Below are 23,235 nucleotides of genomic sequence, written 5' to 3' on the forward strand. Positions count from 1 at the left end.
AGGAATGTTCATGGCCCGCATAGACCAGAGCGATGATTGGCGGGATCGCCATGCGCCGACGATCAGCGCCTTCGAGTCGCTGGCGATGGAGGCCTATAGCCATCTCCCGGATGAATTCCGCCAGCTGACGACCAACCTCACGATCGAGATCGAGGATTTCCCCGATGACGACGTTTTCGAGGACATGGCGCTGGAAACCCCTTTCGATCTGCTCGGCCTTTTCGAGGGCAGGGGCATTTCCGAACGTTTCACGGTGGAAACCGGCGAGATGCCGAACCGCATCCGCCTCTACCGCCGTCCCATTCTCGACTACTGGGCTGAGAACGACGAGACGCTCGGCGATATCATCACCCACGTCCTGATCCACGAGATCGGCCACCATTTCGGGCTGAGCGACGATGACATGGAGCGGATCGAGGCAAGCGCCGAGGAAGCCGCCGAGCGATAGAGCGCCGCGCGTCCAAGGACGCGCTAAGGACGCTCTATCACTTTCAATCACGCATAATCCTTTCCGAAAATCGGTTACGATTTTCGGGGTTATGCGCTAAAACCTCACTGCTCGGAGAGCTTCATCTCGGGATCGTAGTCCTTGCCTTCGACATGCTTGACGACGGCCTGGCCGCACTGCATCGCACCGGTTGCGGCATTGAAGGCATAGGTCGGCGAGCCCTCCAGCGACCAGCCCTTGTTGAGGGCGGCGGTGACCTTATGGCAGAAGGAAGCATCGTCGGGACCGGTCAGAAAGCGGTAGAGTTTCATCACATCGTCTTTCGTGCTGCAGCCTGGCGGGCTGCTATCAGGCGCGCTTTATGGACCAGACTTTCCGCCTGGACAAGATGCAGCCGCTCGACCATCCGCCCGCCTGCATTGATGACGTTCAGCCCATCGGAGGCGGGGTCGGCAAAGGCTGATATGATCGCCTCCGCTTCCGCAATCGCTGCCGGATCCGGGCTGAAATGCCGGTTGGCGGGCTCGATCTGCGCCGGATGGATCAGCATCTTGCCGGCAAAGCCCATGGCCCGGCCCTGCAGACATTCGGCATCGAAACCCTGTTCGTCCCTGAAATCGTTGAAGACGCTGTCGATCGCATCGAGTCCGTAGGCACTGACCGCAAGGACGACCTGCATCAGCCACGGCACGAGATAGCTTCGCCCCGGCTGCGGCAGCACGCCGGTTTCCTTGCGCAGGTCGTTCAGCCCGACGACGAGACAATCGAGCCGTGAGCCCGGCATGCGCCCGGCTGCGGCGATAACAGCCGCATTCAGGATGCCGCGCGGTGTCTCGATCATCGCCCAGATGCGCAGATCTTCCGGTGCATCGGCCTCGGAGAGAAGGTCACTGAGCGCCATGATATCCTGCGGTTCGTCGACCTTCGGCAGCAGCACGGCATCGGGACCAAGCGCCATCACCAGCTCCATGTCCGCCAGGCCGAAATCGGTGGACAGACTGTTGATGCGGATGATCCGCTCCTTGCCTTGAAGCAGCCGAGCCGAAAAGAAATTCCTTAGATTTTCCCGCGCTTCCGCCTTCTTTTCCGGCGCCACGGAATCCTCGAGATCGAAGATCACCGCATCGCAATCGACCGCATGGGTTTTTTCAAGGGCGCGGGGATTGATGGCAGGCACGCTCAGCACCGAACGGCGCAGGCGGATGGAGCGGGTCGTAGGGTTTCGGCTCATGGCGAATTAGTGCCAAGCTTTGAAAGCCGAAGCAAGCAGCCCACCCCAGACATCTAGCAGAACAACAAAAAGCCATGCTTGCCTTGCAGAGAGGAAGGAGAAGGACCACATTCCTTTCCGAAGAAAGGTCTCTAACCATGCAGAACATTCGCTCCATCTTCCTCATGCTTGCCGGCGCCACCGTTTTCGTGGCCATGCTGCTTTTCACCTTTTCGGTGACGCTCGCCGTTGGCGGCATCCTGACCGTGCTCATGGTCGGACGCGCGCTTTCGATGAAGATGAAGCCTGCTCCGGTCCGCGCCAAGGCAAACAATGGTAAGCGCGAGATGCGCGTGTGGAACGACGGCCGCGGCACGATCATCGATCTCTGATCACCTTTTCGCTGAAAATTTGGTTCGCTGAAAAAATTCGGCCGACCCTGTCGGATCACGCTTCCATGCTGCGTCCTTGAAGCAGCCAGGCATTCAGCCGGCGCTCAAAAACGAATGGAGGACAAGCATGGATGCGACGACAGAGAGCAACCCGACCAAGATGCCACCGGTCAAGAACGGCCTGCTGCCCTATCTGACGGTCAACGGCGCGGTGAAAGCTGCGGAATTCTACAAGAAGGCTTTCGGCGCCGAAGAGGCCTATCTCGTGCCGGTCGACGAGAGCGGCAGAACGATGCATGTGCATCTCTACATCAACGGCAGCTCCCTCATGCTGTCGGATGCCTATCCTGACTACGGCCATCCCTTCAAAGGCCATGAAGGCTTCGCCATTCAGCTGATCATCGACGATATCGATTTCTGGTGGGATCGCGCGGTTGCTGCCGGCGCCGAAGTCGTCATGCCGGTCGAACTGATGTTCTGGGGCGACCGCTATGGCCAGCTTCGTGATCCGTTCGGCGTCCTCTGGGGGTTGAACGCACCATCCAAATAGGGACAGCCGCAATCGGCGGACCGCGCGAAACGTCGCGTGGCCGCCATCTGTGAAAGATTCTCCTTCATTTCGGCGAAAAACTGGACTAGATGCAAATTCAGGAAGTAGATTTGCTGAAATGGAGCATGGGTCATGGATAAATTCGTGAAGCTCACGGGCGTTGCAGCGCCTCTGCCGGTCGTCAACGTCGACACCGACATGATCATTCCGAAGGATTATCTGAAGACGATCAAGCGCACCGGCCTCGGCACCGGCCTCTTCGCGGAGGCTCGTTATAACGAAGACGGCTCAGAAAACCCGGATTTCGTGCTGAACAAGCCGGCCTATCGCGATGCCAAGATCCTGGTTGCCGGCGACAATTTCGGTTGCGGCTCCTCGCGCGAGCACGCGCCTTGGGCGCTTCTGGATTTCGGCATCCGCTGCGTTATTTCGACCAGCTTCGCCGATATTTTCTACAACAACTGTTTCAAGAACGGCATCCTGCCGATCAAGGTCAGCCAGGAAGATCTCGACAAGCTGATGGACGACGCCTCGCGCGGCTCCAACGCCATCCTGACCGTCGACCTCGAAAACCTCGAGATTACCGGCCCCGATGGTGGCTTGATCAAGTTCGATCTCGACGAGTTCAAGCGTCACTGCCTGTTGAACGGCCTCGATGATATCGGCCTGACCTTGGAAAAGGGCAAGGCGATCGACAGCTTCGAAAAGAAGAACGCCGCTTCGCACCCTTGGGCAGCCTGAGCCGTTCCAATCGGTTACCGCATCAAGCCGGGCTTACGCCCGGCTTTTTCTTTGGTGTGGGTCAAAGAAATTTTTCTTTCCAGCCCCTGAGTTGGTCGAGCGACACGCCGATGCCGCCGCAGACTTCGATAAGCGGATTATCGAAGCGCTGAAGCAGCCCGGCATGTACATCGGCAACCGCAAGGGCCGCACCGCAAGCCGGCTCGACCAGAATGCGCTGCGCATCGGCAAATTTCAGGCAGGCGGCAACGGCATCGGCGTCGCTGACGAGAACACTTTCGATCGGATGCTGCTTCGGCAGGTCGAAGACATGCTGCGCCACCTGCCTCGCCCCGAGCGAATTGGCAATCGAGGTAATGGCGGGAAGGGTGATGCGCTCATTCGCCCTGAGGCTGGCATGGAGCGAGGCCGCCCCTTCCGTTTCGACGGCGATAACAGGCACATCGGAAAGCCCGTTACGCTTCAACCCCTCGACGATGCCGGCAAGCAGCCCTCCGCCGCCGACGCTGGTGACCACGCAATCGAATTTTGCCCCTTTCGCCACCACCTCGTCGATCAGCGTGGCATGGCCATCCCACAGAAGCGGATGGTCGAAGGGGTGCACATAGGTTGCCTTGCGGCTCCGGGCGAGTTCGACCGCATGGGCATTGGCCTCATCGAAAACCGAACCATGAACGAGGACATTCGCGCCCGTTGCGGCAATCGTCTGCCGTACGTCGGCCGCCGTCGTCTCCGGCACGACGATTGTGACCGGCACACCAAGCGCCCGGCCGGCATAAGCGGCCGCAATGCCGGCATTGCCGCCGGAAGCGCAGAAGATTTCGCGCGCCCCATTTTCCACCTCGTGCTGGCAAAGCCGGCCAACGCCGCGCAGCTTGAAGCTTCCGGAAGGCTGCAGCGCATCGAGCTTCAGCCAGAGCGGTTTGCCGCTGGCGCTGTAGCCAGGTGCGGTCTGGAGCAAGGGCGTGTCGAGGTGGAGAGGCGCGAAAGGCATGGAAACCATCCAGGATAAAGATAGGGTCACCGTTCTAATCCGTTTGCGGACGCAGGAGCAACCGTCGCGGCTCGGAACGAAGCGTACCGATTCACCGCTTCTGTCGCTTGAAATGCCCATTTCCGGGGTCTAAGAAACCGCAACTTGTTTTTCCCAGGAGGGTTTCATGACAGCGCGCAATCTTTTCCTGCTGCCGGGTGACGGCATCGGTCCCGAGGCCATGGGCGAGGTCCGCAAGATCATCGCCTATATGAACGAGGCGATGAATGCCGGTTTCGTCACCGACGAAGGCCTTGTCGGCGGCTGCGCCTATGATGCGCATGGCGCTGCCATCTCGGAAGCCGACATGCAGAAGGCGCTTGCCGCCGATGCCGTTCTGTTCGGCGCCGTCGGCGGCCCGAAATGGGATAGCGTGCCTTACGAAGTGCGCCCGGAAGCTGGCCTGCTGCGCCTGCGCAAGGATCTGCAGCTCTTTGCAAACCTGCGCCCCGCCATTTGCTATCCGGCCCTTGCTGCGGCCTCGTCGCTGAAGCCGGAACTGGTCGAAGGCCTCGATATTCTGATCATCCGCGAGCTGACGGGCGGCGTCTATTTCGGCGAACCGAAGGAAATCATCGACCTCGGCAACGGCCAGAAGCGCGGCATCGACACGCAGGTCTACGATACCTATGAGATCGAGCGCATCGCCGGCGTCGCCTTCGAAATGGCCCGCACGCGGCAGAATCGCGTCTGCTCCATGGAAAAGCGCAACGTCATGAAGTCGGGCGTGCTCTGGAACCAGGTGGTGACCGAGACGCATAAGGCAAAATATTCCGACGTCCAGCTCGAGCACATGCTGGCCGATGCCGGCGGCATGCAGCTGGTGCGCCAGCCAAAGCAGTTCGACGTCATCGTCACCGACAACCTCTTCGGTGATATGCTCTCCGACGTCGCCGCCATGCTGACCGGTTCGCTCGGCATGCTGCCGTCGGCCTCGCTCGGCGCGCCCGACGGCAAGACCGGCAAGCGCAAGGCGCTCTACGAGCCTGTGCACGGCTCGGCACCCGACATCGCCGGCAAGGGCATCGCCAATCCGATCGCCATGATCGCCTCCTTCGCCATGTGCCTGCGTTACTCCTTCAATCTGGTGAAGGAAGCCGACGATCTGGAAAAGGCGATCGCCAACGTGCTCGACAAGGGCATTCGCACCGGCGACATCATGGCCGATGGCGCAAGGCAGGTCGGCACCGTCGAAATGGGCGATGCCATCCTCGCCGAGTTCAAGACGCTTTCCGCCTGATATTTCACGTGAAACAGTTCCGGCCCTTCGCATCGCGCATGCGGAGGGCTTTTTCATTGCGGGCGGTGAAGCACGTCCCGCTTGGTCGAATTATCTAAAACGGACTATTCTCGGCCACAATCTCGTGTATTTTTGCGCCGGATTTCAATCAGCGCGTAACCCGAAGTCGGAGCAATTTTCGATGAAGGATCATGCGTCAATTCAAATAATCGAGCGTCCTTAGCGTGTCCTGTTGGACGCGTGGCGCTCTAGGCCAAATTCGAACGGACGACGAAATGCGGGCATTTTGGGCTTCCCTGGACAGGCGCTGGCGCCGGAGCGACGTCGGCATGCCGCCTTTGCGCTGGCAGGCCTGCCTCTTCGTCACGATCAATGCCGTGATCCTTTCGATGCTGCTCTTCGACGCGCCGATCGGCGCCGGCGGAGCTCCCGCGCCGGTGAAACACCTCGGCGAGCTGCTGACCGGTTTCGGCGATTCCGCCTGGCTGATCTACACCAGCATCCTGCTGTTCTTTCAGGGCAGGGCGGGTTACAAGCTTTTGAAGACGGCGCGCTCCAAGGCGCAGGCGCTTTATGTCAGCTGGATCGGCGCCTATCTCTTCGCCACCGTCGTCTTCTCAGGGCTTCTCGCCAATCTGCTGAAGCGTGCGATCGGCAGGGCGCGTCCCGATCATTTCCACGACTACGGCATGTTTTCCTTCGCGCCCTTTTCGGGCCATTCCGTTTTCGAAAGTTTCCCGTCCGGCCATGCCACCACGGTCGGCGCCTTCTTCGCCGCCTTCGCGCTGCTGTTTCCGCGCTATCGCGTCGCCTTCATCGCCTGCGCTATCTGGCTCGGCATGACGCGTGTCATGGTCGGCGCCCATTACCCGAGCGATGTCATCGCCGGCCTTGCCTTCGGCGGCTGGTTCTCACTGCTGACGGCGATCGTCTTTGCCCGCTGCGGCTTGCTCTTCAAGCTGGCGCCGGATGGCTGGCCGCTCTCGAAGCAGCTGTTTCGCTCGGCATAATTCCTTAAAACGGAATCAATTTAAGGATAAAATTATGCAGCAATTCAAAATGTTACAGCGTCCTTTGCACGTCCGAAAAGACGTGCGGCGCCGTCAAATGGAAAAGCCCGGCGCCTTGTAAGCGCCGGGCCTTTTTTTCAGGCTTGAAGGACGCGAATGCGTCATCAATCCATTGCGTGGATATCCCTGTTCTTCGTTTCCGGCAGGAAGATCAGGCCGATCACCAGCGTGATTGCAGCAAAGACGATCGGATACCAGAGACCATAGTAGATATCGCCCGCGGCAGCGCTCATCGCGAAGGCCGTCGCCGGTAGCAGGCCACCGAACCAGCCGTTGCCGATGTGATAGGGCAGCGACATGCCGGTATAGCGGATGCGGGTCGGGAAAAGCTCGACCAGCAGAGCGGCGATCGGGCCGTAGACCATCGTCACATAGAGGACGAGGACGAACAGCACGGCGATCGTGCCGATCCAATTGACGCGGGCGGGATCGGCGGTCATGGCGAAAGTGCCGCCATTGGCGATGTTGTAGACCGCCATGTCGGTGACGCCGTTGGCCTCCTCCGCCGTCAGCAGCTTGCCTTCGACCAGCTTGGCCGCCGGCATGGTTTCCTTCTCGCCGGCGCGCACGGTATCGGCGTTGAGCGCCAGTTCAGGATTGGCGGCGATGAAGGCATCGAGCTTGGAACCCGGCACCTTGGCGACACCGCGCTTCAGCGGATAGCCAGCGTCCTGAAGCGCAATGTTCACGCTTTTTTCGAAGGCCGCAGTCATGCCCTTCGCCTTGTCGCCGGCGGCAGCGACGTCGAAGCTCGGGATCGTCGCGTTGCCGACCTTCACCGTTGCCGGCTGTCCGGCGGTACCGGGCACGACGTCGTAGGGCACCGAGTTCTTGGTCAGGAACGCCGTCGCCACGTCGCAAGAGCTGGTGAACTTCGCCGTGCCGGTCGGGTTGAACTGGAACCTGCAGTCCGCCGGATCAGCTGTCACCGTTGCCCGAATCGAAGCCTGCGCTTCGGCTAGCGCCGGGTTTGCCGTCCAGGTCATCGCCTTGAACAGCGGATGATAGGTCACCGCCGCAATGAGAAGGCCTGCCATGATGATCGGCTTGCGGCCGATCTTGTCGGAGAGGCCGCCGAAGATGACGAAGAACGGCGTGCCGAGGAGAAGTGCGATGGCGACCATGACATTGGCCGAGAACAGGTCCACCTTCAGCACGTTCTGCAGGAAGAACAGTGCATAGAACTGGCCGCCGTACCAGACGACCGCCTGGCCCATGGTAGCGCCGAGCAGCGCGATGATCGCGATCTTGGCATTTTTCCATGTCCCGAAGGCTTCGGTCAGTGGCGCCTTGGAGCCCTTGCCTTCCGCCTTCATGCGCTGGAACGCCGGCGATTCGTTCATCTTCAGGCGGATCCAGACGGAAATGCCGAGCAGAACGACCGAGACCAGGAACGGAATGCGCCAGCCCCAGGCAGCGAACTGAGCCGCACCCATCAGATATTGAACAAGGACGATGACGATCAGCGACAGGAACAGGCCGAGCGTCGCCGTCGTCTGGATCCACGAGGTGAAATAGCCGCGGCGCCCGTTCGGCGCATGTTCGGCGACATAGGTTGCCGCACCGCCATATTCACCGCCCAGCGCCAGACCCTGGAGCAGGCGAAGCGCGATCAGGATGATCGGGGCTGCGATACCGATGGTGGCGGCACCCGGCAGAATGCCGACGAGGAAGGTCGACAGACCCATGATCATGATCGTCACCAGGAAGGTGTATTTACGGCCGACGAGATCGCCGAGACGGCCGAACACCAGCGCGCCGAAGGGGCGGACTAGGAAGCCGGCGGCAAAGGCGAGCAGCGTGAAGATGTTACGCGTTGCCTCGGGATATTGGGTGAAATAGGTCGCACCGATATAGGTGGCGAGCGAACCATAGAGATAGAAATCGTACCATTCGAAAACGGTGCCCAGCGAAGAGGCGAAGATGACCTTCTTCTCCTCGCCGGTCATCGGACCGGCCTTCGCGCCGTCGATGCTTGCGACATTTGCCATTGTTTGTCCTCCACAGAGTGATGATCAACGCGCGCGGCCTACTTCTCCTCAAAGCATACCCCTGGCCACGACACGCCTGACGGGAGTGTGCCAGAAACGACAGATCAAAAAGAGAGAGGCTTTCGGATTATGACTTTAGTCTAATGAGACCACGTTCCGTCGTCCCCATCGGGCCGCTGCGTAGCCTCCTACCAGCAATGCTATTTTGGAGGCGGAAGGTTCTGCTGCTTTACGAAGCAGACCTGCTAAGCCCTCAGCGCCTGCACCGGAGATTGCGGCGGCAGGCGGAAGCAGCCTCCTCACGCAAAAACCTTGACTCCTGTGGAAAACCTTCTAAGAGCAACAGCGGAAAAGGAATCTCCATGGTTCGCGACGAACACGCCATTGCTGATTGCAGTGACCGGGCACGAGTTGCCGGGGTGGACATTGCCGTTCCGGTTTCTTCCAAAACCAAGGCCAAAACGACGACGAAAACCGTCTGACGTCTCTGGCCTGCCGCTCTCTCCCCGGCTCGGCTGGGGACAGGAAGACGCGATTAATCGCGCCTTTCCCCTCACCGGACAAGAGGAGAGAAGAGAAAGAGAGCTTGAGAAATGGGTTTCAAAGTAGCAGTTGCGGGAGCGACCGGAAATGTCGGCCGGGAGATGCTCAACATCCTCTCCGAGCGAGGCTTCCCCGCCGATGAGGTCGTGGCACTCGCCTCCTCGCGTTCGCAGGGCACCGAGGTTTCCTACGGTGACCGGACGCTGAAGGTCTCCAATCTGGAGAATTACGATTTCTCCGATACAGACATATGCCTGATGTCGGCCGGCGGCGAGGTCTCCAAGAAGTTCTCCCCGAAGATCGGCCAGCAGGGTTGCATCGTCATCGACAATTCCTCGGCCTGGCGCTACGACGCCGACGTGCCGCTGATCGTGCCGGAAGTGAACCCGGATGCCATCAGCCAGTTCACCAAGCGCAACATCATCGCCAATCCGAATTGCTCGACCGCCCAGCTGGTGGTGGCGTTGAAGCCGCTGCACGACTTCGCTAAGATCAAGCGCGTCGTCATCTCGACCTACCAGTCGGTCTCCGGCGCCGGCAAGGACGGCATGGACGAGCTCTTCAACCAGACGCGCGCCGTCTTCGTCGCCGATCCGATCGAGAACAAGAAGTTCACCAAGCGTATTGCCTTCAATGTCATCCCGCACATCGACGTCTTCATGGAGGACGGCTATACCAAGGAAGAGTGGAAGGTGCTGGCCGAGACGAAGAAGATGCTCGACCCGAAGATCAAGGTGACCTGCACCGCGGTACGCGTGCCGGTTTTCATCGGTCATTCGGAATCGGTCAACATCGAATTCGAAAACGAGATCACCGCCGACCAGGCCCGCGACATCCTGCGCGATGCACCGGGCTGCCTCGTCATCGACAAGCGCGAGGATGGCGGCTACATCACGCCATATGAATCCGCCGGCGAGGATGCGACCTACATCTCGCGCATCCGCGAGGATGCGACGGTCGAAAACGGCCTCAACATCTGGGTGGTCTCCGACAATCTGCGCAAGGGCGCTGCGTTGAACGCCATCCAGATCGCCGAGTTGCTCGTCAATCGTGGTCTCGTCAAGCCGCGCAAGCAGGCCGCCTGATACCATTTGTAAACCATAATATGCTAAAGCCCTGCCGATGATGAAGGCAGGGCTTTTTGCCGAATTGTGGACGCTTCTGTCCATAAGCGTTTGCTGAAAAAGGTGATCGTGACAAGATCGCCTTCGGCTGGCATTCTGCCCGGCATCAAGCCAAGCATGCCGTCCAAAACCGTGCAGCGGTTCGGGACAGCGACATGAACAGAACGAAGACTTTGAGCGCGTCGCATGGCCCTGATCGGCTGCGGCGCGCTTCAGTAGATCGGAAGCGGGGTTTCTCATGCGCATGACAACATTCTTTCTGGCAGCGTTTACGGCGGCGGGCGTCCTCCACGCGCTGCCGGCAGCGGCCCAGGGCGCTCAATGCGGCAATAATAGCAGCGGTTTCGGTGCATGGGTCGCCGACTTCAAGCAGGAAGCAGCAGCTAACGGCGTCAGCCGCTCGGTCCTCGACCGCGCCTTCGCCAACGTCAATTACAACAGGCCGACGATCTCCGCCGACCGCGGCCAGAAGAGCTTCAAGCTCTCCTTCGACGCTTTCATGCAGAAGCGCGGCGGTGCCACGATCATCTCCCGCGGTCGCAGCATGAAGGCTGCCAATAAGGCGCTTTTTGCCTCGATCGAGCGCCGTTTCGGCGTTCCGGCCGGCCCGCTGATTGCAATCTGGGGCATGGAGACCGGTTTCGGCAGCTATATGGGCAACCAGCATACGCTGTCGGCTGTTTCGACCCTTGCCTATGACTGCCGTCGTTCGGAATATTTCACCGACCAGCTCTATGCAGCACTCCAGCTCGTCTCCGAGGGTTATCTGAGCCCACAGGCCAAGGGCGCTGCCCATGGTGAAATCGGCCAGACGCAGTTTCTGCCGCGCAATGTCGTGCGCTTCGGCGCCGACGGCGACGGCAACGGCCGCGTCGACATGGTCGGCTCCCGCGCCGATGCGCTGGCCTCGACGGCGAATTTCCTCAAAGGCCACGGCTGGCGCGCCGGCGCCGGCTATCAGCCTGGAGAGCCGAATTTCGTCGCCATCCAGGGCTGGAACGCCGCCAGCGTCTACCAGCAGGCGATCGCCTATATCGGTCAGCAGATCGACGGCAGATAAGACCGATAAAATACGCCAAAACGCCGCTGCGATATGCGGCGTTTTTCATTTCGGCGCGCGTTTGACTAGATCCTCGAAGTTCCGGTTGGTGGCTTCATTTGCTCGTCCGGCGCATCCAAAACTCGCCGTCACCTTGCGAACATCGCCGCTCGGCAGGGGGATATCCGCCGCCTCGATCGCCAGCCGTACGCGCTCGGCAACGATTGCCGCATCGTCATAAACTGGCATGTCCCTAGATTTCGGGACGAATGAAGTCGCGTGTCTCGGCGTCCATGACCCAGAGTTCACCGGTCGAAATGTCGAACCAGGCACCGTGGAGATGAATCTTTCCCGCCTCCTCGAGCGCCTTGATGTCGGGAAAGCTTCTGAGATTGTTGATCGAATTGCGAATGGAGACACGCTCCAGCGCCGTTTGCCGCTCGGCGGCCGTCATCACGTCGTTACTCTGGATCTGCTCGGCGGCGGGTTTGACCAGCGACATCCAGCGGCCGATGAAATCGCCGGGCGACAATGGCTCGGCATTCGGATCAAGCGCCGAGCGGATGCCGCCGCAGCGGCCATGGCCCATCACCACGATATCTGAGACCTTCAGCACCTGCACGGCAAATTCGAGTGCGGCCGAGGTCGAATGAAAATGACCGTCCGGCTCGTAGGGCGGCACCATGTTGGCGACGTTGCGGATGACGAAGAGCTCGCCCGGGCCGACATCGAAGATCAACTCCGGTGCCGCGCGCGAATCCGAACAGGCAATGACAAGCGTATGGGGATTCTGACCGTTTTCGGCAAGCTGCCGATACCTGTCGCGGGCGTCGGCATAACGCCCGTTCATGAAGTTGCGATAGCCGTCCAGAAGGGGATTTGGAAAACGCTGCATGCGTCTGGATTAGCGCGCGCGGAAGACAAGATCAACTGCTGCACCGCAAAATGAACATATTGGCAGATGCGTCATTTTTTCCGCCGCTGCGCCGGGTGCACGAGCCGGCGCATCTGCACCATGGCCATCGGCGTCGAAAGGCTGGAAGCGTCGCTTGCCAGCATCAACTCGTTGCTGCCGCGCTTGACGGCACGCGCAAGCACCTCGAAGACGCTGGCGGTGGCAAGCTGCAGCGCCTTTTCGTCCTCGATCCCGGAAAGCAAGCGCGACAGGAAGACCGCGGCGATGAGGTCGCCGAGACCATTCGGCGGGTTGTCGACGACGCGATGCTCGGCAAGAAGGGCGTGACGGCCGGAAAGATAGAGATTGCCGGTACCGCCCGCCATCATCGGCACCGCCGAAGTGACGAGCATGCGCGATGGTCCGAGCGCCAGCGCCGCCTCCATGATCGCGCTGTTGTCTTCGAGGGCTGCCCCCGAAAGCCATGCGAGCTCGTAGCGGTTCGGCGTCGCGAGCGAGGCGAGCGGAATGAGATGGTCACGAATGGCCTCAGCAGTCGCTTCCGGCACGTAAAGACCGCCAAGATCGCCCATGACGGGATCGCAGACATAGAGCAGCTCGGGATTGTTTTGCCTCAACGCACCGATCAGCCGGGCGACGGAGCGCGCCTGGGCGGCATTGCCGAAATAGCCCGAAAGCACCGCCTTGACTTCGCCGATCCAGGGCGCGCGGATCAGATCGTCGATTGCCGCATCGAAATCCGTTTCCGCAAAAGTCAGACGCGTCGAGCGGCCGTGGCCGGGATGCCAGGGCAGCACGATGGTCGGCAGAGCCCAGACCGGATGACCGAGTGTCTCCAGCGCAAAGACGGCTGCCCGGTTTCCGACCGAGCCCCGCACCACATGGCTGGAAATGACGATGACTGCGCCCGCTGCATTTTCCGACATGATATCCAAGATCCGAATGATGACCGCGTTTGATGATCTTTTTGACGCCACGCTGTCAACCATTCTTCATGCGGGCGTGGAAATGTTCGGCGGAACGAATGACCGGAAGACGGGACTTTTGCTTTCGCTTGGTGGAGAAGGCGGAAAATCTCTTACGATTTCTCGTTTCCAGCGCCAAAAAGCGTCAAAACAATCCTTCGGACCTCTCTTTTAGAGATTTTTTCGAAGAATCTTCTGTTAGCTTGCAAAAAATCAGACATTGAGGGAGGCGATCCATGGCTGCCAGAAACAATCCGAAACGGGAAAAGCAGATCGAAAGCGCGCGCAAGATCGCCAAGGCGACAGGCGAGGCGCATCTCGATCCGGCAACTCTCTTCGGCCGGGCAAGCAATGACGATCTCGAACTCTATACGCCGGAAATGCTGGCGCTCTCCGCGGTGCATTCGGCAAAGGAACTTGCCGCCTGGAACGGCAAGGCGCCCCGCGTCAGCATCGACACGATTGCCGATGTGACGCCTGACGGCATCGCCGTCTCGGTGCTTTCTGTCACCGACCACAACATGCCTTTTCTGTTCGAATCGGTCATGGGTGAAGTGACGAGCAGCTATCGCGACCTGTTCATGGCCGTGCATCCCATCCTGGTCATGGAAAAGGGCCAGGCGCCGGTGCTTTATTCCGCCGATCACCCGAGCGATCCGGCCAACCGCGTCAGCCATATCCAGCTTCATATTGCGCCCCTCAATTCCGCCCAGGCCGCCGATCTCGTCAAACGCATCGAAAAAGTGCTCGAACAGGTCCGCCTGTCGGTTTCCGACTGGAAGCCAATGCTTTCCAAGATCGACGGAGTGATCGCCGAGCTTGCGGCCAATGGCGCCAGCCGGAAGAAGGCCGATCGCGACGAAGCCGTCGCTTTCCTGACCTGGCTGCGCGATGAGAATTTCACGTTCCTCGGCATGCGCGAATATGTCTATTCCGGCAAAGGGACCGAAGCCAAGGTCGAACGCGACAAGGGTGCTGGCCTCGGCATTCTTTCCAATCCCGATGTTCTCGTGCTGCGCACCGGCAAGGATGCGGTGACGACGACGCCTGAGATCCTTGCCTTCCTCGACGGCCCCGACTTCCTGATCGTCACCAAGGCGAATGTGAAATCGATCGTCCATCGCCGCGCCTATATGGATTATGTCGGCGTCAAGCGCTTCGACGCCGACGGCAACGTCACCGGCGAACTGCGCATCGTCGGTCTTTTCACCTCGACGGCCTATACCTCGCTCGCCTCGGAAATCCCGCTGCTGCGTTCCAAGATCGAGAAGGTGAAGGAGCATTTCGGCTTCGACCCGATGAGCCATTCCGGCCGCATGCTCGACAATACGCTGGAATCCTATCCGCGCGACGACCTTTTCCAGATCGACACGACGCTGCTTGCGAGTTTTGCCGAACAGATCAACGATTTGGGCGATCGGCCGCGCGTGCGCGTCCTGCCGCGCATCGACCATTTCGACCGCTTCGTCTCGGTGATCGTCTACGTGCCGCGCGAGGAATACGACTCGATCGTCCGAGAGCGGATCGGCACCTATCTGAAGACTGTCTATGACGGCCGTGTCTCCGCCTATTACCCGGCTTTCCCGGAAGGCGGCGTGGCGCGCGTGCATTTCATCATCGGCCGCTCGGGCGGCAAGACGCCACGCATTCCGCAGTCAAAGCTCGAGCAGGTGATCCGCGAGATCACCGCCCGCTGGGACGACCGTTTCGAGGCGCTGGCAGGCGCCAAGGCGCCGAAGATATCGGTCGACCAAGCCTTCCAGGATTCCTTCACGCCGGAGGAAACCGTGGCCGACCTCGCCGATATCGGTGCCTGCGCCGCCGGCGAGCCGCTTCGCATCCAGTTCTACCATCGTCAGGAAGAACAGGGCCGCATCCTTTCCTTGAAGATCTTCCACGCCGGCGGCCAGCTGGCGTTGTCGCGCCGCGTGCCGCTTCTCGAGAATCTCGGCTTCAATGTCGTCAGTGAACGCACTTTCGACATCGGGGTGCCGGTCGCCGATGGAGAAAAAAAGCTCGTCGTGCTGCACGATATGGAGCTCGAGGCCCGCAATGGCGGCGAGATCGATCTGCAGCGTTACGGCGCCGCTCTCGAGGAAGGCTTCGTCGCCGCCTTCGCCGGCACGATCGACAATGACAGCTTCAACCGGCTGATCCTTTCGGCCGGGCTCTCGGCGCGCGAGACGAATGTGCTGCGCGCCTATGCGCGTTATCTCCGCCAGGCCGGCATCGCCTATTCGCAGGATTATATCGCGACGACCCTCGACAAATATCCCGGTGTCGCCGCTGCTATCTTTCGTCTCTTCCATGACACGCTCGACACCAGGCTTACGGAGAAGGCCCGCGTCAAGAAACTTGCCGAACTGCACCAGGCAATCGAGGCCGAGCTTGCCGACGTGCCGAGTCTCGACGACGACCGTATCCTGCGCCGCTACGTCAATATCGTCGATGCGACGCTGCGCACCAATTATTTCCAGAAGAACCCGGATGGCTCGCCGAAACCGATGCTGGCCTTCAAGCTCGATCCGCATTTGGTGGACGGGCTGCCGCAGCCGAAACCCTTCCGCGAGATGTTCGTCTACGGCGTCGAAGTAGAAGGCGTGCACCTGCGCTTCGGCAAAGTGGCGCGCGGCGGCCTGCGCTGGTCGGATCGCGCCGAGGATTACCGCACCGAGGTGCTCGGCCTCGTCAAGGCGCAGCAGGTCAAGAACGCGGTCATCGTGCCGGTCGGCGCCAAGGGTGGCTTCTATCCGAAGAAACTCCCCGTCGGCGGCAGCCGCGACGAGATCTTCAATGCCGGCCGTGAGGCTTACAAGACCTATATCCGCACGCTGCTTTCGATCACCGACAATATATCGGGTGCCGATATTGTGCCGCCGAAGGATACCGTTAGGCTCGATGGCGACGACCCCTATTTCGTCGTCGCCGCCGACAAAGGCACCGCGACCTTCTCCGACACCGCCAATGCACTGGCGCAGGAAGCCGGCTTTTGGCTGGACGATGCCTTTGCCTCCGGCGGCTCGGCCGGTTACGACCACAAGAAGATGGGCATCACCGCCCGCGGCGCCTGGGAAACCGTGAAACGCCATTTCCGGGAAATGGATATCGACATCCAGACGACGCCCTTCACCGTCGCCGGCGTCGGCGATATGTCAGGCGACGTCTTCGGCAACGGCATGCTGCTCTCCCCGAAGATCCGGCTCATCGCCGCCTTCGATCACCGCGACATCATCATCGATCCCGATCCCGATATGGAAAAGACTCTGGCCGAACGCCAACGGCTCTTCGACCTCCCGCGTTCAAGCTGGCAGGATTTCGACAGAAACGTGCTGTCGAAGGGTGCGATGATCATTTCCCGCGCGGCGAAATCAGTCACGCTGACGCCGGAAGCGGTTGCCGCAATCGGCATCGACAAGGCTGTGGCCACGCCCTTCGAGATCATGATGGCGATCCTGAAGAGCCCGGTCGACCTGCTCTGGTTCGGCGGCATCGGCACCTATGTGAAAGCGCCGTCCGAAACCGACACCGAAGTCGGCGACCGTGCCAACGACCCGATCCGCATCACCGCGGTTGAGGTGCGCGCCAAGGTGATCGGCGAGGGCGCAAACCTCGGCGTTACCCAGAAAGGCCGCATCGCCTACGGTCTGAAGGGCGGGCGCTGCAATTCCGACGCCATCGACAACTCGGCCGGCGTCAACACCTCGGACGTGGAGGTCAATATCAAGATCGCGTTGGCAGCCGCCATGCATGACGGGCGCCTGACGCGCGCAAAACGCGACCAGCTTCTTTCTTCGATGACCGGCGAAGTGGCGACCCTGGTCCTGCGCAACAACTATCTGCAGTCGCTGGCGATCTCACTGACGGAACGCAAAGGCACGGCAAACGGTCTGCAGCTTGGCCGCTTCATGACTGTGCTCGAGGGCGCCGGCCAGCTGAACCGCAAAGTCGAGACGCTGCCGGACGACCAGACGCTGGCCGAACGCTATACGGCCGGGAAGCCGCTGACGCGGCCGGAAATCGGCGTGCTGGTGTCCTATGCCAAGATCGTGCTCTTCGATGCGCTGGCCGCAAGCGATCTGCCCGACGATCCCTATTTTATCGCGACGCTTTCGAATTATTTCCCCGTGAAGATGCAGAAGTCGAATGCCGGCGATATCGCCAGCCACCGGCTGAAGCGCGAAATCGTCGCGACCGTGCTTGCCAACGAAGCGATCAACCGCGGCGGGCCAAGCTTCACCGTCGCCATGATGGACGCAACGGCGGCTTCGGCACCGGAAGTGGTGCGCGCCGCAATCGTCGCTAGAGACGGTTTCGACCTGACCAGCCTCTGGGCCGGGACGGACGCCCTGGACGGCAAGATATCAGGCGAGATGCAGAACCGCATCTACGAGGAGATCAGCCACAGCTTTATCGTGCTGACGCGCCTGCTGCTGAAAACGGGCATGACCAAGGCCGATATGGCAGAAGTGATTAGCCGGCTTCAGGCGGCCCTGAAGAAGCTGAAAACCGCCTTCGCCGGACAGGTGGCCGGCGAGGTCGCCGTGCGCCAGGCGGAGTACAGCCAGGCGGGCCTGCCCGAAAAACTCGCCGCCGACATCGCCAGCCTCCCGATCTTCGCACTGGTGCCGGAGATCATGCAGATCGCCGAGCGCACCGGCGAACCCCTGGTCCGCGCCGCCGAGAACTACATCGCCGTGTCGCAGACCTTCCGTATCGGCAGGCTGCTGGCGGCGGGCGGGCGGATCCTCACCTCAGACCATTACGAGAATCTGGCGCTTGCCCGCAGTATCGATCAAATCGCCAGTGCAAGGCGCGACATCGTTATCTCCGCCCTTTCCGATCACGGCAAGGAAAAGCTTCCCGTTCAAGCCTGGCATGCGCAGGATCGTATCCGCATCAACCGTATCCTCGAGGAGCTTTCAACTCTCAGCGACGGCGGCGATCCCAATCTCGCGCGTATTACCGTTGCTGCAGGTATCCTGACCGATCTTGCGCGCGACCGGGTGAGGTGAGACAGTCCGCGTCAAAGAAGGAGCGGATGTTGAATCGCATTGACTGGACAGGAACGCAACCGCCGAAGGCCACGGAGAAGGGCATCTGGGGGTGGATGTTCTTCGATTGGGCAGCACAGCCCTTCTTCACCGTGGTCACGACCTTTATCTTCGGACCCTATTTCGTTTCCCGCCTGACCGATGACCCGGTTTCCGCGCAGACGACGTGGAGCAACATGGCGACGATCTCCTCGGTGATCATCGCCCTGCTCTCACCCGTGCTCGGCTCGATCGCCGACCAGTCCGGCGCGCGCAAACCCTGGATCGGCTTCTTCGCGATCATCAAGATCGCCAGCCTGTTCTGCCTGTGGTTCGCCGCACCCGGTTCGCCTGTTCTCTATCCTGTCGTGTTCATGATCCTCGCCTCGATCTCGGCCGAGTTTTCGATCGTCTTCAACGATTCGATGATGCCGCGCCTGGTCGGCAAGCACGAGGTCGGCAAGCTCTCCAACACCGCCTGGGGGCTCGGTTATCTCGGCGGCATCATCGTGCTCATTGCCGTCGTGACGCTTTTGGCGGCGAGCCCCGAGACCGGCAAGACCATCCTCGGCCTTGATCCACTGTTCGGCCTCGATCCTGCGACCGGCCAGGATGCACGCATCACCGGGCCGATCTCGGCCGTCTGGTATCTGATCTTCATCCTACCGATGTTCTTCTTCACGCCCGATGTCGGCAAGGGTCTTCCCTTCGGCACCGCGGTGCGCTCCGGCTTGCGGGAACTCAGAAACACGCTTGGCGAGCTTAGAGAGCGCCGCGGCATCCTGAAATTCCTCATCGCCCGCATGATCTATCAGGACGGCGTCAACGGCCTGCTGATCCTTGGCGGCATCTTCGCGGCCGGGATGTTCGGTTGGGCGACGATCGAGATCGGCATCTACGGCATCATCCTGAATGTCGTTGCGATCTTCGGCTGCCTGATCGCCGGCCGCATCGACAAGGGCGTTGGTTCGAAGGTGACGGTCGTCATCAGCCTCACGATGCTGCTTCTCGCCACGATCGGCATCATCTCGACAGGACCGGGTTACACCCTGTTCGGAATGATGCCGCTGCCGGCGGCGGATTCCGGCGGCCTCTTCGGTACGGCTGCAGAAAAGGCCTATATCCTCTACGGCCTGCTGATCGGGCTCGCCTTCGGGCCGGTGCAGGCCTCGTCACGCTCCTATCTCGCCCGCAGCGTCAACATCGATGAAGCCGGCCGCTACTTCGGCATCTACGCGCTGTCGGGGCGCGCCACCAGCTTCATGGCGACGCTGCTCTTCTCGCTGGTGACCTATATGAGCGGATCACCGCGGCTCGGAATGGCAACGCTGATCCTGTTCCTCGCCGGCGGATTGATACTCTTGATCCGCACACCCTATCCGGCCGATCGCGCATAGGGACGAACCTGCTCGAGGAAGAGCGCCGGCCACCGCCGGCACCCGATCAGTGCCGGAAATGGCGCATGCCGGTAAAGACCATTGCGACGCCGTGTTCGTTGGCGGCATCGATGACTTCCTGGTCGCGCATCGAGCCGCCCGGCTGGATAACCGCCGTCGCTCCTGCGGCGATCATCGACAGAAGACCGTCGGCAAAAGGCAGGAAGGCCTCGGAGGCAACCGCCGAGCCATGCGTCATCGGAACCGCGAGGCCGAGCGCCTTGGCGGCTTCTTCGGCCTTAAGCGCCGCGATGCGGGCGGAATCGACACGGCTCATCTGGCCGGCGCCGATACCGGCGGTCTGGCCGTCTTTGGCATAGACCACGGCGTTCGACTTCACGTGTTTGCCGACCTTGAAGGCGAACTTCATGTCTTCAAGTTCATGCGCCGTCGGCGCGCGCCGGGTGACGACCTTGAGTTCCAGATCCTCGACCATGCCGTTGTCGCGGCTCTGGACGAGCAGGCCGCCGGAAACGGTCTTTGCCGTCAGGCCCGCAGCACGCGGATCGGGCAGGCCACCGGCAGACAACAGCCGCAGGTTCGGTTTGCGGGCGACGATAGCCTTCGCCTCCTCCGTGACATCCGGCGCGATAATCACTTCAGTGAAGAGCTTGACGATCTCTTCGGCCGTTTCGGCATCGAGCGTCTGGTTGAGCGCGATGATGCCGCCGAAGGCGGAAACGGAATCGCAGGCAAGCGCCCGCCGATAGGCCTCGACCAGGCTCGATCCGGTGGCGACGCCGCAGGGATTGGCGTGCTTGATGATCGCGCAGGCCGGCGCCTTCTCCGGCAGGAACTCAGCGACGAGCTCGTAGGCGGCATCCGTATCGTTGATATTGTTGTAGGAGAGCTGCTTGCCCTGGAGAAGAGCGGCCGTCGAAACACCCGGGCGCTTCTCGCCGGTCAGGTAGAAGGCGGCCTGCTGATGCGGATTTTCGCCGTAGCGCATCTCTTCCTTCAGTGCACCGCCGATGACCCGGTGGCGTGGCGTGTCGATCGTCAGCGCCTCGGCGAACCAGTTGGAGATCATTGCATCATAGGCGGCGGTGCGGGCATAAGCCTTGGCCGCCATGCGCTGGCGGAAGGCATAGGCGGTCTTGCCGTCATCTGCGGAAAGCTGCTCCAGCAGCTCGGCATAATCGGCCGGATCGGTCAGGGTCGTCACATAGGCATGGTTCTTGGCCGATGCGCGGATCATCGCCGGACCGCCGATATCGATATTCTCGACGGTCGTCGGATAGTCGCCGCCGGCCGCGCGTACGTCTTCGAAGGGGTAGAGGTTGATGACGGCGAGATCGATGCCCTCGATGCCGTGCTTTTTCATCGCCTCCTGGTGTTCGCCATCGTCACGGATCGCCAGCAGGCCGCCATGCACCGTTGGATGCAGCGTCTTCACACGCCCATCCATGATCTCCGGAAAACCGGTGATTTCGGAGACATCGGTGACGGCAAGACCGGCAGCGGTGATCGCTTTAAACGTGCCGCCGGTCGAAAGCAGGCGCACACCTCTGGCAGACAAGGCGTGGGCGAGGTCGACGATCCCGGTCTTGTTGAAGACGGAGATGAGCGCGGTCTTGATTTCGACCTTGTCGGGGGCGGGGATCTTCTTGGAAATGACGGCCATGAAACCTTCTCCGTTCGGGCTTCGGGAGGACATCCGCAAGGGATGTTCGCATGCTGGCGCCGCGTTAGCACAGCTTTGCCGCCGCGCAAACAGGCGTCAGCGCATGACGCCAAAAAGCACGAGCCATTTTTGGACGGCATCGTACTTTACTTCTTTGATGTGGATGCGATCCCGATTTTGGCCGCTCGGCTCAAAATCATCCGCTTCTAGCCTTTGCGGGACAAAAACCAGCGGATTTCGGTCTTCTCGGCAAGATCGAAATCGATCTCGATCTGGTCCGAGCCGCAGATGCCGGAGCTGTCGGCAAAGAAGATATCCTCGGCGATCAGCACTTCATTGCCGGGTGCGGAAAACAGCCAGCTTTCGCCGTCCGGCGCCGTCAGCAGCACGGACTCCCCGTCACTCTGATGCAGGACGATCGACGGATGGATATGAAAACGGGCGACGGCCTTCAGGGGCTCGTCACTCTCATATCCTTCGCGGACGACGAGCCGGTCGCGGCCGGTCACGATCGAACCTGCGGCATTGAGTGTCAGCTCACGCTCGTGCAGCACCCCGAACACCCTGAGATAACCGTCATGGCTGAGCTTTATGCCGTCGCGTCCGTCTTCGGTTTCGGCACGCTCGACGGTGATTGTCCTCACCGGTTCGGTGATTGCGTGGTTCAGGAAGGGCGAAGGCGAAAAGCGGCTGGACGAGGTGTCGTTGAGGATAACGGTCGAATGCGCCGCCGTCGTGCGCGCCATCTGGACATAACGATGCCCGGCAAATTTCGGCGAACCCGAATTGACGATGAAGCGATGACGTCCGGACGACATCTCGAAGGAGAGGCTGCCGGCATGCGCGGTCCGAAGCGCGCCTCCCGAAGGCGGCGTGCCGGTATCGGCAATGATCACCGTCTTGCCTCCGGAAAGCCGCTGATAACGCGAATGCGGCAAAGCCTTGAACGGCTGACCGGCGGTCTCGTCATATCTGAGCACCGACATCAGCTCGTTTGCGAGCGTGGAGGTCGCCCCGTTGAAGAGCGCCAGGTCTCCGTCCTGATGGCGAAAAAACCGCAGTGCCGGATAGATGCGATCTATGCCGGAGATCAGTTTCTGCGGCAGGTCATGGCCGAGATTGACATAGGTCTGCCGGAGCGGCAGCAGATCGAGCAGCAATTCCAGCCCGACGCGCGGATTGCGCGACACATGGCCGCCATCCGGCAGAATCTGGCTATCGAATTCGCGGTCGAGCGCCTGCGCCGCCCTTCTGAGCGTAGAGGCGCGCGCCGGCATGGCGACGGAGGCCATGGCCAGCGCGATACGCAGCCGAAACAGCTCCAGGCCGCCGAGGGTGAACGGCGCCATCCGGTGCAGGAACCTCACCTGGAACGCCAGCGACTTCATGAAGCGGCGATAAAAGCCGCGATCGGCATTCTGCAGTACCACCGGCGAATGCGACAGCCAGGCAATAACGCGCTGAGCGGTGACGTCGGTTTCCCAGGCAACCCCTTCCATGCGACCGGCATGGATGGAAAGCCAGCTGTCGACGATCGCGCGGGCGGCAGCCGAACTGCGCTCCGTCTTGTTCGCCCGCATATGCCGCAGCCAGCCGAAGCTATGAAGACGGATCGCGAAGGGGCGCGAGGGCAGGGTGAAGGTGAAGGGCGACTTTTCGTTGGTTTCCAGCATGCGCCCGGCCAGGAGAAACCGTCCGTTGAGGATCTCGTCGGCCACATGCGGATCGATGCTGCGCAGATCGGTCGGCGCGACGATCAGACGCTCGGGCACCTTGATCGAATGACGAAAGAGCTTCAGGCGCAGCAACGCGACGCGGCGCAAGGCGCGCCGCCAAGCCTCCCGAACATACATGCTCGCAAAACGCCGACCGGACTGCATATT

20 protein-coding genes and 1 pseudogene are annotated in these 23,235 nt (G+C 60.9%); 12 read left to right on the forward strand and 9 right to left on the reverse strand.

The features are described 5' to 3' along the window. The first annotated feature begins 10 nt into the window (after positions 1 to 10). Positions 11 to 448 carry a metallopeptidase family protein gene (locus RWK44_RS04105; RefSeq protein ID WP_003543974.1) on the forward strand — a complete coding sequence of 146 codons (438 nt, stop codon included), beginning with the start codon at positions 11 to 13 and terminating at the stop codon, positions 446 to 448. Between the two features lie 104 nt (positions 449 to 552). Here the strand turns inward: RWK44_RS04105 and RWK44_RS04110 are convergent, their stop codons facing one another. Next, positions 553 to 759, reverse strand: a complete 207-nt coding sequence (locus RWK44_RS04110) for a DUF1737 domain-containing protein (RefSeq protein WP_017962591.1) — start codon at positions 757 to 759, stop codon at positions 553 to 555. Further along, positions 759 to 1,679, reverse strand: a complete 921-nt coding sequence (locus tag RWK44_RS04115; RefSeq protein WP_168284503.1) for an HpcH/HpaI aldolase/citrate lyase family protein — start codon at positions 1,677 to 1,679, stop codon at positions 759 to 761. The genes RWK44_RS04110 and RWK44_RS04115 overlap by 1 nt, the downstream gene beginning before the upstream one ends. A gap of 137 nt (positions 1,680 to 1,816) precedes the next feature. On the opposite strand from RWK44_RS04115, the gene RWK44_RS04120 reads away from it, so the two are divergent. The 3 genes from RWK44_RS04120 (at position 1,817) to leuD (ending at position 3,341) form a co-directional block, all read left to right on the forward strand. Further along, the gene (locus RWK44_RS04120) at positions 1,817 to 2,050 is read left to right on the forward strand and encodes a hypothetical protein (RefSeq protein WP_077977998.1); all 234 of its coding nucleotides are present in this window, start codon (positions 1,817 to 1,819) and stop codon (positions 2,048 to 2,050) included. A 127-nt stretch (positions 2,051 to 2,177) separates the two neighbouring features. Then, on the forward strand, positions 2,178 to 2,600 hold the full coding sequence (locus RWK44_RS04125) for a VOC family protein (RefSeq protein WP_316028392.1): 423 nt from the start codon (positions 2,178 to 2,180) through the stop codon (positions 2,598 to 2,600). A gap of 132 nt (positions 2,601 to 2,732) precedes the next feature. Next, entirely contained in the window at positions 2,733 to 3,341 is a 609-nt protein-coding gene (gene leuD, locus RWK44_RS04130; RefSeq protein ID WP_003543984.1) for a 3-isopropylmalate dehydratase small subunit, read from the forward strand. A 61-nt stretch (positions 3,342 to 3,402) separates the two neighbouring features. Here leuD and RWK44_RS04135 read toward each other — a convergent pair whose 3' ends face one another. Next, a complete protein-coding gene (locus RWK44_RS04135; RefSeq protein WP_168284501.1) occupies positions 3,403 to 4,335 on the reverse strand; it encodes a pyridoxal-phosphate dependent enzyme in 933 nt (310 codons plus the stop codon). 166 nt (positions 4,336 to 4,501) lie between these two features. Between RWK44_RS04135 and leuB the strand changes: the two genes are divergently transcribed. Beyond that, positions 4,502 to 5,614: a 3-isopropylmalate dehydrogenase gene (leuB, locus tag RWK44_RS04140; protein WP_003543987.1), complete on the forward strand. Its 1,113-nt coding sequence runs from the start codon at positions 4,502 to 4,504 to the stop codon at positions 5,612 to 5,614. Between the two features lie 275 nt (positions 5,615 to 5,889). Then, the gene (gene lpxE / locus RWK44_RS04145; protein ID WP_316028393.1) at positions 5,890 to 6,624 is read left to right on the forward strand and encodes a lipid A 1-phosphatase LpxE; all 735 of its coding nucleotides are present in this window, start codon (positions 5,890 to 5,892) and stop codon (positions 6,622 to 6,624) included. Between the two features lie 164 nt (positions 6,625 to 6,788). On the opposite strand, the gene RWK44_RS04150 is transcribed toward lpxE, so the two are convergent. Next, entirely contained in the window at positions 6,789 to 8,675 is a 1,887-nt protein-coding gene (locus tag RWK44_RS04150) for an MFS transporter (RefSeq protein ID WP_316028394.1), read from the reverse strand. Between the two features lie 272 nt (positions 8,676 to 8,947). On the opposite strand from RWK44_RS04150, the gene RWK44_RS04155 reads away from it, so the two are divergent. The 3 genes from RWK44_RS04155 (at position 8,948) to RWK44_RS04165 (ending at position 11,402) form a co-directional block, all read left to right on the forward strand. Then, entirely contained in the window at positions 8,948 to 9,157 is a 210-nt protein-coding gene (locus RWK44_RS04155) for a hypothetical protein (protein ID WP_168284498.1), read from the forward strand. A gap of 111 nt (positions 9,158 to 9,268) precedes the next feature. Continuing rightward, the gene (locus tag RWK44_RS04160) at positions 9,269 to 10,303 is read left to right on the forward strand and encodes an aspartate-semialdehyde dehydrogenase (protein WP_012759513.1); all 1,035 of its coding nucleotides are present in this window, start codon (positions 9,269 to 9,271) and stop codon (positions 10,301 to 10,303) included. Positions 10,304 to 10,580: 277 nt separating this feature from the next. Continuing rightward, positions 10,581 to 11,402: a lytic murein transglycosylase gene (locus tag RWK44_RS04165; RefSeq protein ID WP_168273023.1), complete on the forward strand. Its 822-nt coding sequence runs from the start codon at positions 10,581 to 10,583 to the stop codon at positions 11,400 to 11,402. Positions 11,403 to 11,456: 54 nt separating this feature from the next. Here RWK44_RS04165 and RWK44_RS04170 read toward each other — a convergent pair. The 3 genes and pseudogenes from RWK44_RS04170 to pdxY form a co-directional block, all read right to left on the reverse strand. After that, positions 11,457 to 11,618: pseudogene (locus tag RWK44_RS04170) on the reverse strand (GGDEF domain-containing protein); the annotation flags it as partial. A gap of 16 nt (positions 11,619 to 11,634) precedes the next feature. After that, positions 11,635 to 12,276 (reverse strand): carbonic anhydrase, encoded by a 642-nt coding sequence (locus tag RWK44_RS04175; RefSeq protein WP_020052196.1) that lies wholly within the window; start codon positions 12,274 to 12,276, stop codon positions 11,635 to 11,637. 71 nt (positions 12,277 to 12,347) lie between these two features. Then, the gene (pdxY, locus tag RWK44_RS04180; RefSeq protein ID WP_062940004.1) at positions 12,348 to 13,223 is read right to left on the reverse strand and encodes a pyridoxal kinase PdxY; all 876 of its coding nucleotides are present in this window, start codon (positions 13,221 to 13,223) and stop codon (positions 12,348 to 12,350) included. Between pdxY and RWK44_RS04185 the strand changes: the two genes are divergently transcribed. The 3 genes from RWK44_RS04185 (at position 13,195) to RWK44_RS04195 (ending at position 19,689) form a co-directional block, all read left to right on the forward strand. Then, positions 13,195 to 13,437, forward strand: a complete 243-nt coding sequence (locus RWK44_RS04185) for a hypothetical protein (RefSeq protein ID WP_246621891.1) — start codon at positions 13,195 to 13,197, stop codon at positions 13,435 to 13,437. The two genes, pdxY and RWK44_RS04185, sit on opposite strands and share 29 nt — an antisense overlap. 61 nt (positions 13,438 to 13,498) lie before the next feature. Then, complete coding sequence (locus RWK44_RS04190) at positions 13,499 to 18,274, forward strand: NAD-glutamate dehydrogenase (RefSeq protein WP_316028395.1); 4,776 nt, start codon at positions 13,499 to 13,501, stop codon at positions 18,272 to 18,274. 26 nt (positions 18,275 to 18,300) lie between these two features. Beyond that, positions 18,301 to 19,689, forward strand: a complete 1,389-nt coding sequence (locus tag RWK44_RS04195) for an MFS transporter (protein WP_131640891.1) — start codon at positions 18,301 to 18,303, stop codon at positions 19,687 to 19,689. Positions 19,690 to 19,735: 46 nt separating this feature from the next. Here the strand turns inward: RWK44_RS04195 and purH are convergent, their stop codons facing one another. Together purH and RWK44_RS04205 are read right to left on the reverse strand one after the other, a co-directional pair. Then, entirely contained in the window at positions 19,736 to 21,352 is a 1,617-nt protein-coding gene (purH, locus tag RWK44_RS04200) for a bifunctional phosphoribosylaminoimidazolecarboxamide formyltransferase/IMP cyclohydrolase (RefSeq protein WP_221946150.1), read from the reverse strand. A 206-nt stretch (positions 21,353 to 21,558) separates the two neighbouring features. Further along, positions 21,559 to 23,232: a heparinase II/III family protein gene (locus tag RWK44_RS04205; protein WP_316028396.1), complete on the reverse strand. Its 1,674-nt coding sequence runs from the start codon at positions 23,230 to 23,232 to the stop codon at positions 21,559 to 21,561. Positions 23,233 to 23,235 lie beyond the last annotated feature (3 nt).

The sequence above is a fragment of the Rhizobium sp. 25PS6 genome (assembly GCF_032464655.1).
GTDB lineage: Bacteria > Pseudomonadota > Alphaproteobacteria > Rhizobiales > Rhizobiaceae > Rhizobium > Rhizobium laguerreae.